This is a genomic window from Staphylococcus sp. HMSC068C09, assembly GCF_001813735.1.
In the GTDB taxonomy this organism is placed as follows: Bacteria; Bacillota; Bacilli; order Staphylococcales; family Staphylococcaceae; genus Staphylococcus; species Staphylococcus hominis.
The window spans coordinates 50,293-61,846 of the sequence record NZ_KV813764.1; the positions used below are offsets into that span (position 1 = coordinate 50,293).

The following is an 11,554-nucleotide window of genomic DNA, read 5'->3' on the forward strand; positions in this document are numbered from 1 at the left end:
ATATAAGCAGTATAGCATACTGCTAAAGTATCAATTAAATATATTAATTTAGTAATATGATTCTCAACTAAAAATAACCCAATAACACAAATATTAGATTATTCATTTTTGCAAAAAGTAAAAAAATTTAAGTAAATTGACGAAATCGCTTTCGACAGAATTTAAAAAATATATTTTATTTTCTGAAAATTATAGTATAATAACTTCAATAAGGTAAAGGATATGTCGACTAAGAAAACGTAATAAATATTTTCTAAAGGTTAAAAGTATCGCACCTTAGTCCAAATAGAGATGGGGTATTTTTATGGATAATAATGAATTACATAGGGGACTGAGTGCACGTCAAATTAGAATGATTGCGCTGGGTGGGACAATCGGTGTAGGTTTATTTATGGGGGCAACAAGTACAATTAAATGGACTGGACCATCAGTTATTTTTGCGTATTTAATCGCAGGGATATTCTTATTTTTAATAATGAGAGCAATGGGAGAAATGATTTATTTAAATCCAACAACAGGTTCATTTGCAACATTTGCTAGTGAATACATACATCCAGCTGCTGGCTATATGACAGCGTGGAGTAATATATTCCAATGGATTGTCGTTGGGATGAGTGAAGTCATTGCCGTAGGTGAGTATATGAATTATTGGTTCCCTCATTTACCACAATGGATACCAGGCGTGATTGCAGTAGTATTATTATTAATAGCAAACTTAGCTTCAGTTAAAGCGTTTGGAGAATTTGAGTTTTGGTTTGCAATGATAAAAGTGGTAACAATTGTATTAATGATTATTGCTGGATTAGGATTGATTTTCTTTGGAATTGGTAATGGAGGACACCCTATCGGTATTTCTAACTTATGGAAACATGGTGGATTTATGCCAAATGGATTAGTTGGTTTCTTCTTTGCACTTTCAATCGTTATTGGTTCTTATCAAGGGGTTGAGCTAATTGGTATTACTGCAGGTGAAACAAAGAATCCTCAAAAGAATATTAAAAGTGCTGTAAATGGTGTTATATGGCGTATATTAATTTTTTACATAGGTGCTATTTTTGTTATTGTTTCAATATACCCTTGGAATCAATTAGAAAGTATTGGTAGTCCTTTTGTAGCTACATTCTCTAAAATTGGTATTACATTTGCCGCAGGTTTAATCAACTTTGTTGTATTAACTGCTGCATTATCAGGATGTAACTCTGGTATTTTTAGTGCAAGTCGTATGATATATACACTTGCTCAAAAAGGGCAAATGCCTAAAATCTTTACACGTGTAATGAAAAATGGTGTGCCATTTTATCCTGTATTAACTATTGCAATTGGTATTTTAATTGGAGCATTATTAAATGTTATTTTACCTTTATTTATAAAAGGCGCTGATAGTATTTTCGTGTATGTTTATAGTGCATCTATTTTACCAGGTATGATTCCATGGTTTATGATTTTAATCAGTCATATTCGTTTCAGAAAATTACATCCAGAACAGGTTGAAAATCATCCATTTAAAATGCCAGGAGGCACAATTTCTAGTGTTATGACAATTATCTTTTTACTCATTGTTTTAATTGGTATGTTATTTAATAAAGACACAGTTATTTCAGTGGTTATAGGTATTATTGTCTTAGCAGGGGTTACAGTGTATTACTTTATTCGCGGTCATCACAAAAATGATGCTATAAAAAGAGTAAAATAACGATAAAAATATATAATAAAAAATCTGAGACGTGCATAAACGTCTCAGATTTTTTAACGTTTGGATAGTAAATCCCTAAATTAAACATAGACTAATATCAAGTTTTTTTAATTGTAGACCGAGACCCCAACATAAAGTCATTCAAAAAGAACGTCGACGCCCAACATAAGTTGGGAATGAAGTGGAACAATGAGTTTTATCCCACTCCTTTTTTATTAATGTTTAAATTCAATTTTTGATAAATACTTGTGGTAATTATCTAATGAAATCTTTGACTGTGTCATATAGTCTAAAGAAGCGTGATAATTACGTGCTATAAAGCGGTAAAATATAATATCAATCGTATATAATTGTGCAAATAATGCAGTTGTCGCACTCATACACAGTTCGTTTTTATAATCTTCATTATACGTTAAAACTAAATCAGAATCTTTTGCAATTGAATTATTGTTAGAACTTGTAATTGTAATCATTGAAAGGTTAAAATCTTTAACGACTTTTACCATTGCTTGTAGTTCGCTCTGTTCACCACTATGGGTAATAAAAACGACACAATCATTTTTATTATGTGTAGACAACATTGTAGTTAGTAAATGTGTATCTTGAACTAATTGAATATTGAGACCAATACGGGATAATTTCTGATAAAATTCAAGCGCACACACGTATGAACTCCCATAACCATATAGAAAAATGGTATGTGCCTGTTTAAATGTTTCGCAAATAGCGTCAATAGTTTGGTGATCTATAAAATGATTACTTTGTTTTAACGACGCTTTAGTTTGAAAATATAATTTTTGTTTTAAGCTTTCTACTGATTCATTTTCTACTAACTTGATATTATACGGTGTGACTTGTTTAGGAAACCATTGCTTAATTTCATCGCGTATAGCTTTAAAATTTTGATTAATTAATTTTTGACTATAACGATTCATAGTAGACACACTAATATTAAGCTCATCTGCAATCGCTTCATTAGACATTGAAACTAATTTATGTGGAGAATTTAATATGAAACGTGAAAGTTTCTGTTCACTTTTAGAAGACGAAGCGTAGACTTCATCTATCCTACTTAAAATATTTGTCATCCAATCACCTAATTTATTAAAAGTTTTTCTTTCATCATAAATAGATAGATGAAAATGAAAACATCTCTATCTAGGCATGTGAATACATCATATATTACATCTAAATTCCCACAAATATCGATAAATAACTGTAAAGTGATTAAGTTAAGTAAAGGTTTACGTAACAGGATTACCGAAATAATGTGATATTCTCCCACCAATATGACATTATTTCGTGAATTAAAAAACAGTATGCAGTTTTTACTTAATATTAATCAAGCATTATTATACATACTATAAATTACAATGACAATTTACCTACTAAACTTATCGAAAAAATAAGGTTATTGATAATTATTAATTTGATTATAAACTTTATAAATATGATTTTGACGTTCTTGCAAATCGACGATTAAATTTCCATTTTTAAAATTTTGAAGAGGGATTTGTTTTAAATGAGTCATCAATTCATTGTATTGTTCGAAGCAATACGTTTGTGAATCAGAACAATGAGATGAAATACTATTTATTTGATTATGTTTAAAATGCGCACGACAATGATTAATAAAATTATTGTAATCTTTAATTCCCAAAGATAAATGTGCTATGTCCATAAAATAATAATATTTAGCTTTTTCTAGTAAAATTAATAATTGAATTAAAATGTGTTGATCGTATATTAAGGTTTTATAATGCATGGTATACTCATCCTTTAAAAGAGGGTGTTAAGGATATTTGGTATGTAAGCATTTAGTATTTGAGAATGAAAGTGAGAATACACGAAAATTTCTTCAATACTCACTTTATTCATTGTTTTTAGGTTGTAGAAATTCCTTATAGTTATGAATAGTAATATCGTATGTTTGAATTTTTTTTTCAAATGAATAAGAAATATCAACAATATTCAATATTGATAATTCACGAGTTCTACCGAATCCAATTTCATAAACAATAGCAAACCATTGACCGTTACGGCACAGTAAGCCGATGAATATCACATTTTCTGCAGTAATTTCATTATTTTCTGAAAAGTCAACAAGCATAACATGTCTTTCGTTACTATAAATTAAAATATCTGAAAACAAATGTGGTAATGTTAGAGAATGTGTATCTTCTAATTTAATATTATTGGAGATATGTTTCAGTATTTTTAGCATTTGTGTATTAGGTGTTTTTAAACATTGGTTCATAATTGAATGAATGTCTTGAGTGTAAGGTAATGTAGAGTGAGATTGACTTTCTTGCAAAGTTAAAAATAGTGCAATAAGTTCGGATTCATTTAATTTAAGATGAAAATAATGATCAGTATTTTGAATTTCATATCCACCGCGTCTTCCTTTATGAGCGTATATATGAACTCCTTTAGATTCTAAATCATCAATATCTCTAGTAATTGTACGGGTAGAGACATTAAATTGTTTTGCTAAATCAGACGCATTGATTTTATGTCCTTGTTGAATTAATGAAATAATTTGATTTTGTCTTTCCATTTTATTCAATATACTCACCACCTATGAACATTACATATTACATTAATTATAACATAAGACTGAGATTCAAGACATTTTTAGTAATAAGTTGATTGGAAGTGTAATAATAAACTATTTTTATTTAGAAAACGCTTACAATCATTAGATAATTATGCTAATATAGTATTTGTAACAGGGTAGAACGATTTCAAACAAAGGGGTAGGGGCTGTATAACAGATAGCTCAAGGTGAATCGTTCGGGTTACATCGAAACATCTTCAATATTTATTACTTACTTTCCTTTCTATTTTGTCGGCTAGCAAATGACTAGCCGATTTTTTATTTAAAAAAAATAATATGTTATATGATAAGATGAATAAAAACGTTGAGGTGACATCATGCAAAAACAACAACTTCAATTTATAGATAAACATATTACGGATTGGTTCCAACATTTAGATGGTATTATTCCTAATTTAATTAAAAACATGGTTACAGAAACAAAAGAAAATCGATTCGATTTAGTTACAAATGTAGATAAACAAATACAAAATGATTTCGAGGCCTATCTGGAAAAGTATTTTCCTACACATCAGTTATTAGCTGAAGAAAAAAATAATGAGGGTATTGAACCTTATCAGGGACACCTTTGGATTATGGACCCTATTGATGGAACAGCCAATTTAGTGAAACAACAAGAAGATTATTGTATTATTTTAGCTTACTTTGAAAATGGACAACCTAAATTATCTTATATTTATGACTACGCTCATAAAATAATATATAAAGCAATTGAAGGTAAGGGGGCCTTCATGAATAATGTCAAACTTGAGTCTCCAGAAGTATTATCGCTTAAAGATACTATTGTTTCATTTGGTTCAGAATACGTGAATGAAAAATTAAGGAAAGCTTTGTATCAATCGTCTTTTAGTGTGAGATATATAGGAGCTTGCGGATTAGATTCAGTGCGAGTGATAAAAGGACAATTTGGAGCACATTTTAATACTAATCCTAAACCTTGGGATATCGCAGCACAGTTTTTATTCGCCAGAGAATTAGGATTAGTGATGACACAGATGGATGGACAACATCTTGATTTCGCTAAAGGTGGCCCCTTTATTATTAGTAATAAAGGGTGCTACGAGGAGATATTAGCTATTATTAATGATAAACACTAATCCTTCTCTTCTTAGTTATTTAATATATTTCCTACTAAAGTTGTATAGTAAATTAAATCATTTAATATATAATAATGGAGATATATTTTAATATAAGTAGAATAGGAGGAGGAAGATGCAACGTCCTGATAGAAAAAAACGTTCCTCTAGTAAAATAATGAAATGGATTATTAGTATACTTGTTGTGTTAGCTGTCGTTACTGTAGCCGTTATCGCGACAACGATATTGATAACAGGTAATAAAATTCATAACCCGCTTCATCGTCAACAATCTGAATTGCGTTCTCATAATGTTAATTTAAAAAATGGAGATCCATTTACAATTGCCTTATTTGGTGTTGACTCTAATGCACAACGTAAAAGCACAAATGATGGTGAACGTAGTGATACAATAATGATTTTATCAGTGAATCCAAAGAAAAAAACGACTGAGCTTGTAAGTATTCCACGTGATACTCAAGCAGAAATCGTAGGAAGAGGTACAACTGAAAAAATAAATCATGCTTACGCTTATGGGGGGCCTACCATGGCTGTTAAATCATTAGAAAAACTAATGAATGTGCCAATAGACCACTACGCTACTATTGATATGGATGGATTACACGACATGATTGATTCGGTAGGCGGTGTTAACATAGTAAGTAATGATACATTTACAGTTCAAGGTACAACATTTACTAAAGGGCAATCTACTCATGTTGATGGAGATACAGCCATGGCATTTATTAGAAGTCGTAAAGAAACAGGTGCAGGTGGTGATTTTGGACGTCAAGAACGTCAACAACTAGTTTTACAAGCTATGGCAAATAAAATGGTTAGTTCTTCAGCGATTACACATTTGCCATCATTAATTACTCAAATTCAAAAGAACGTCACAACTGATTTAACATTAGGGGATTTAAATGAAATTAGAAGTCATTATAAAGAGGCTAATGATACAGTTAATCGTCATCAGCTAGAAGGGACAGGTAGTATTCAAAATGATGGATTATGGTATTTTATTCCTAATGAAAGTTCAAAAGTGCAAATGACAGAGGTATTAAATAATAATTTGAAAAAATAAAAAAAATATATAGCAATTAAAAAATCTGAGACTAATTTATAGGTCTCAGATTTTTTATTTAAAGATATAAAAATTTAAAAGTATATTCTTTATTTAAAAGAATAAAGAAAGGTCAATAGATATGATTGAAAGCCTTAACATTATATGATTTTAGTTATACAATAATATTAATTCTGTATTGAATATGGGGAAATAATACAGAATCTTAACGAAATTGGTTGTTTATGGAATATAAATATAAGGTGGGGAAAGCAATGCAAGAACATTTAGTTTTAACCCTAGATGATGTGGATTACCTTGTAGAACCTGGAACAAATTTACTTGAATTTATTAAATCTCGTGATACTTTCGTTCCTTCAATTTGCTATAACGAATCCATGGGTCCAATTCAAACCTGTGATACTTGCATGGTTGAAATTGATGGTAAAGTTGAACGAGCGTGTAGTACAGTAGTTGACCGTCCGATGTCAGTCAATACTCAAAATAAACGAGTGAAAGCTAGCCAAAAAGAAGCATTAGATAGAATTTTAGAAAAACATATGCTGTATTGTACAGTATGTGATTATAATAACGGTGATTGTGAGATTCACAATGCAATGGATGCATGGGGATTACAAGAACAATCATATGAATATAAAACAAAGCCTTATGAGAAAGATTATGGTCCTTTCTATCGTTATGACCCAGACCAATGTATCCTATGTGGTAGATGTGTAGAAGCATGTCAAGATGTGGAAGTTAACGAAACACTTTCTATAGATTGGGATCGTGAGCACCCACGTGTGATTTGGGATAATGATGTTCCAATAAATGAATCGTCTTGTGTATCATGTGGTCAATGTGCGACAGTGTGTCCATGTAATGCAATGATGGAAGTCAATATGGAGGGCAATGCAGGATATTTAACTGATACAGAACCGGGTTCATTAGCAGCTATGATTGATTTAACTAAAAAAGCTGAACCAGGTGATGGATTGTTATTTGCTGTGTCGGATTCTGAAGCAGAGATGCGTAAAGAAAGAATTAACAAAACTAAAACAGTATGTACATATTGTGGTGTAGGATGTTCATTTGATGTATGGACAAAAGATAGAGAAATCTTAAAAGTTCAACCATCACACGACTCTCCAGCAAATAAAATCTCTACTTGTGTAAAAGGCAAATTCTCGTGGGGACACATTAATTCGGATCAACGTTTAACTAAACCTTTAGTACGTAAAAATGGTGAATTTCATGAGGTTGAATGGGAAGAAGCCCTCGATGTTATAGAAAAGAACTTTAAGCGCATTAAAAATGAATATGGTGGCGATCACCTAGCATTTATCGCCTCTTCAAAAGGTACAAATGAAGAGTCATACTTAATGCAAAAACTTTCTCGCCAAGTATTTGGTTCAAATAATATTGATAATTGTTCGAGATATTGTCAAGCACCTGCTACAAAAGGATTATTTAGAACGGTAGGACATGGCGGGGACTCAGGTTCTATTGATGACTTGGAAAAAGCAGCTATGACGGTACTTATTGGTACAAATACAGCAGAAGCACATCCAGTTATTGCTTCAAGAATTAAACGTGCACAGAAATTGTTTGGACAAAGAATGCATGTCTTTGATATTCGTAAACATGAAATGGCTGAACGTGCAGATGAATTTTATCAACCTAAACCTGGTACGGACTTAGTATGGTTGAGCGCTGTGACAAAATATATTATCGATCATCATTTACATGATATTGAATTTATTAAAGAGTGGGTTGACAATTTTGATGAGTATTATGAGTCATTAACTCCATTTTCATTAGAATATACTGAAGAGGTTACAGGAATTTCAAAAGCGCGATTAATTAGTTTTGCGGAAGAATGCGCAAAAGCAGAATCTGTAGCTATTTGTTGGGCAATGGGTGTCACACAACAAGATATTGGTAGTGATACAAGTACAGCAATTTCAAATCTTCTTCTTGTAACAGGTAACTATAGAAGACCTGGCACAGGGGCTTATCCATTACGTGGCCACAATAATGTTCAAGGTGCAAGTGATATGGGAAGTATGCCGGACCAATTTCCAGGTTATCAAATGATACACAATGATGAAATTAGATCGAAATTTGAGAAAGAGTATGGTGTTACATTGAATCCAACGCCTGGTCGAGATAATCATCAAATGATGGATGGTATTCATGAAGGACAAATTCATTCACTATATTTGTATGGTGAAGATACTGGAATTGTAGATTCAAATATTAACTATGTACAATCTGCATTAGAAAAAGTTGAATTTTTGGTAGTTCAAGATGAATTTTTAACATTTACAGCAACGTATGCAGATGTTGTGTTACCAGCTAGTCCTTCATTAGAAAAAGATGGCACATATACAAATACAGAGCGTAGAATCCAACGTATTAATCAAGCACTATCACCTTTAGGTGACTCAAAACCTGACTGGGTAATTTTCCAATTGATTGCTAAAAGAATGGGCTTTGATTGGAATTATAGTCATCCTTCAGAAATCATGGACGAAATTGCACGCTTAACACCGTCTTATTCAGGTGTTAGCTATGAAAGATTAGAAGGTTTTAACAGTTTACAATGGCCTGTAGCACCAGATGGTACAGATCAACCTACATTATATCTTGATGGCTTTAATTTCGATAATAAACGTGCAAAATTATTTGAATTAACATTTGATAATTTCTTTAAAGAAGATGAAGTATATGATTTACATGTAAATAATGGTCGCGTACTAGAACATTTCCATGAAGGAAATATGACATATCAAACAGAAATGATTAAATATAAAATGCCTCACGCATTTGTAGAAATTTCACCTGAATTAGCCAAAGATCGCGATATCCATGAGGGTGCAGAAGTAAAACTTATTTCTGATACAGGAGAAGCTACTTTAGTTGCTACAATTACTGATAGAGTTAAAGGAAAAGAAATATATATTCCTTTAAATAATGATGCTATGAGTAATGGCGATATAGGTGCTATAAATAAATTAACTAATAGTGACGTGGATTATGCTACACACACACCATCTTATAAACGTACACATTGTCGTTTAGAGGTTATAACTAGAAAAGGTAAATCTCCCTTAAATCCAACGAATTTCCGTGTAGATAAACATCGTCATCCGCAATATAGTGTCCAAGTTCAGAAAAAATGGAAACGTAAGGATTATATTTTCCCAGGAAATGTGGTGGATTAATATGGCTGAAAGAATAACTAAAATTAATCGTCTTGAAAAATCAAAAGAACAACTTAAGTTGGAAAGTTTGAATGAAGTTACAGATGCAATTGTTGAAAATAAGGATAGTATTTTAAAAGCTATTCGTATTATTAAAAATTTAGATGATGCAAAACTCTTAGATGCTATTAACGGTGGTATTAAAGGTCGTCAAGTTATTATAAATAAATTCGCTACGGAATTAAATAAAGATATGTATACTGGACTCATTACAAATTTAGCTCCAATGGTATTTATGCTTGGGAATTTAGAAGTTAAAGAACTAAGTCAATTTTTAAATAAACTTAATAGTGGCTTACACGTAGCTAATCAAGCAAGTCCAAATGCCAAAACGACAATACGAAGCTTAATGAGTGTATTAAAAGATGATGATATGAATCGTAGCTTAACGTACATGATAAATTTACTTAAAGGTATGTCTAAAGAATAAATTGAATATATACGACTCCTTAATATAAGAACGAAATGACTTATGTTGAGGAGTTTTTTTAGAAATGAATTTGTAAAATATAGTATACATCTATTATGATAAAGTAGAGTGTATAAATTAAAGTGTAAGGAGAGAGGACTTATTCATCCAAATATTATTAAAATAATGACTATTATTTCTAATATTTTTGTTGTATTAGGAATTATATTTTTAATTATGATGAAATTAATGTTAGCGATAGCAATGTTTGCCGTTTCATTGGCAATTAGTCTTGTTATTTTTAATGTTTTATTTCGAGATCGTACGGGCATGAAAATTATTATTAATATTTCGTTTGCCATCGTCATTATTGCTATTATAGTTGCATACAGTATGTTATCTAAATAAGACAATTAGAGGAATTTCAATTTATGAAATATAGAAATAGTAATCAGTTACGTTTATCTATTATACTTTTTATTATTGTTCTCATCATATTGATTGTATTACTTTGTATCAATCATAAGGATATACTACGTAATGATCGAAGATACAGTTTTCAAGAGGCCCTTCAAAAGCAAACCCAATCGAACCAATTAAATACCATTGATAAAAATAATCAGTTTGTTCTAGCGAATAATAATGAAGTGAAAAGAGCAATGAGTATTTCTAAAAAAGACAATGATTTAAAATATATGGATCTATCTAAAACGGTTCCAATGAATGAAGATGAGGTAAAACATATACTTAAAAATAAAGGTATTTTAACAGATCAGGCTCAAACATTTTTAAAAGCCCAAGATAAGTATCAAGTGAATATTATATATTTAATGAATCATGCAATCATAGAAACAGCAAATGGTCAATCCGAACTGGCTAATGGTATTAAAGAGAATAATCATAAATACTATAATTTTTTTGGAATTGGTGCATTTGATCAAGATGCCATTGCTACTGGTCATAGTTATGCTAAAGAACATAATTGGACAACACCAAGTAAAGCAATTATGGGCGGTACAGCTTTTATTCGTCATCAATATTTTGAAAACGAACAAATTACGCTTTATCAAATGAGATGGAATCCTAAAAATCCAGGGTCTCATCAATATGCGAGTGATATTGAGTGGGCAGATAAAATTGCAGATAATATGAAAAAAGATTATGAACGTTTGGGTATAAAAAAAGATAAGATACGTAGGAATTACTATATATCTAATAAATAGAGATATTGAGGTGTAATAGAATGAAAGTTGCAGTGATAGGTGCTGGTATCGGAGGTTTAACGGTTGCAGCACTTTTACAAGAACAAGGGCATGATGTCAAAGTCTTTGAGAGAAAGACTGATATTAAAGAAGTAGGTGCAGGTATTGGTATCGGTGATAACGTTTTAAAAAAACTCGGTAATCATGATTTAGCTAAAGGTATCAAAA

General features: G+C 31.0%; 10 protein-coding genes and 1 pseudogene. 8 read left to right on the forward strand and 3 right to left on the reverse strand.

Going from position 1 to position 11,554, the window contains the following annotated elements:
• Positions 1 to 304: 304 nt before the first annotated feature.
• On the forward strand, positions 305 to 1,693 hold the full coding sequence (locus HMPREF2930_RS07725; protein WP_019835274.1) for an amino acid permease: 1,389 nt from the start codon (positions 305 to 307) through the stop codon (positions 1,691 to 1,693).
• Positions 1,694 to 1,908: 215 nt separating this feature from the next.
• Here HMPREF2930_RS07725 and HMPREF2930_RS07730 read toward each other — a convergent pair whose 3' ends face one another.
• From HMPREF2930_RS07730 to HMPREF2930_RS07740, 3 genes are all read right to left on the reverse strand, one after another.
• On the reverse strand, positions 1,909 to 2,781 hold the full coding sequence (locus tag HMPREF2930_RS07730; protein ID WP_017174895.1) for a MurR/RpiR family transcriptional regulator: 873 nt from the start codon (positions 2,779 to 2,781) through the stop codon (positions 1,909 to 1,911).
• A 323-nt stretch (positions 2,782 to 3,104) separates the two neighbouring features.
• On the reverse strand, positions 3,105 to 3,458 hold the full coding sequence (locus HMPREF2930_RS07735) for a hypothetical protein (protein WP_017174894.1): 354 nt from the start codon (positions 3,456 to 3,458) through the stop codon (positions 3,105 to 3,107).
• A 105-nt stretch (positions 3,459 to 3,563) separates the two neighbouring features.
• Positions 3,564 to 4,259: a helix-turn-helix transcriptional regulator gene (locus tag HMPREF2930_RS07740; RefSeq protein ID WP_017174893.1), complete on the reverse strand. Its 696-nt coding sequence runs from the start codon at positions 4,257 to 4,259 to the stop codon at positions 3,564 to 3,566.
• A gap of 368 nt (positions 4,260 to 4,627) precedes the next feature.
• Here HMPREF2930_RS07740 and HMPREF2930_RS07745 point away from each other — a divergent pair, with 368 nt between their 5' ends.
• The 7 genes and pseudogenes from HMPREF2930_RS07745 to HMPREF2930_RS07775 all read left to right on the forward strand — a co-directional run.
• Positions 4,628 to 5,407, forward strand: a complete 780-nt coding sequence (locus HMPREF2930_RS07745; RefSeq protein WP_017174892.1) for an inositol monophosphatase family protein — start codon at positions 4,628 to 4,630, stop codon at positions 5,405 to 5,407.
• Between the two features lie 115 nt (positions 5,408 to 5,522).
• Positions 5,523 to 6,470, forward strand: a complete 948-nt coding sequence (locus HMPREF2930_RS07750) for an LCP family protein (protein ID WP_017174891.1) — start codon at positions 5,523 to 5,525, stop codon at positions 6,468 to 6,470.
• Positions 6,471 to 6,724: 254 nt separating this feature from the next.
• Positions 6,725 to 9,676: a formate dehydrogenase subunit alpha gene (gene fdhF / locus HMPREF2930_RS07755; protein WP_017174890.1), complete on the forward strand. Its 2,952-nt coding sequence runs from the start codon at positions 6,725 to 6,727 to the stop codon at positions 9,674 to 9,676.
• Between the two features lies 1 nt (position 9,677).
• A complete protein-coding gene (locus HMPREF2930_RS07760) occupies positions 9,678 to 10,145 on the forward strand; it encodes a helical membrane plugin domain-containing protein (RefSeq protein WP_017174889.1) in 468 nt (155 codons plus the stop codon).
• A gap of 165 nt (positions 10,146 to 10,310) precedes the next feature.
• Positions 10,311 to 10,532 (forward strand): hypothetical protein, encoded by a 222-nt coding sequence (locus HMPREF2930_RS07765; RefSeq protein WP_017174888.1) that lies wholly within the window; start codon positions 10,311 to 10,313, stop codon positions 10,530 to 10,532.
• Between the two features lie 23 nt (positions 10,533 to 10,555).
• Positions 10,556 to 11,347, forward strand: a complete 792-nt coding sequence (locus HMPREF2930_RS07770; protein ID WP_017174887.1) for an N-acetylglucosaminidase — start codon at positions 10,556 to 10,558, stop codon at positions 11,345 to 11,347.
• A gap of 20 nt (positions 11,348 to 11,367) precedes the next feature.
• A pseudogene (locus HMPREF2930_RS07775) lies at positions 11,368 to 11,554 on the forward strand (FAD-dependent oxidoreductase); the annotation flags it as partial.

What these genes read in the sequence shown, in the direction of transcription:
- fdhF (WP_017174890.1), top strand. Translation starts at nt 6,725, where the DNA reads ATGCAAGAACATTTAGTTTTAACCCTAGATGATGTGGATTACCTTGTA.
- HMPREF2930_RS07745 (WP_017174892.1), top strand. Translation starts at nt 4,628, where the DNA reads ATGCAAAAACAACAACTTCAATTTATAGATAAACATATTACGGATTGG.
- HMPREF2930_RS07735 (WP_017174894.1), bottom strand. Translation starts at nt 3,458, where the DNA reads ATGCATTATAAAACCTTAATATACGATCAACACATTTTAATTCAATTA.
- HMPREF2930_RS07730 (WP_017174895.1), bottom strand. Translation starts at nt 2,781, where the DNA reads ATGACAAATATTTTAAGTAGGATAGATGAAGTCTACGCTTCGTCTTCT.
- HMPREF2930_RS07765 (WP_017174888.1), top strand. Translation starts at nt 10,311, where the DNA reads ATGACTATTATTTCTAATATTTTTGTTGTATTAGGAATTATATTTTTA.
- HMPREF2930_RS07760 (WP_017174889.1), top strand. Translation starts at nt 9,678, where the DNA reads ATGGCTGAAAGAATAACTAAAATTAATCGTCTTGAAAAATCAAAAGAA.
- HMPREF2930_RS07770 (WP_017174887.1), top strand. Translation starts at nt 10,556, where the DNA reads ATGAAATATAGAAATAGTAATCAGTTACGTTTATCTATTATACTTTTT.
- HMPREF2930_RS07725 (WP_019835274.1), top strand. Translation starts at nt 305, where the DNA reads ATGGATAATAATGAATTACATAGGGGACTGAGTGCACGTCAAATTAGA.
- HMPREF2930_RS07750 (WP_017174891.1), top strand. Translation starts at nt 5,523, where the DNA reads ATGCAACGTCCTGATAGAAAAAAACGTTCCTCTAGTAAAATAATGAAA.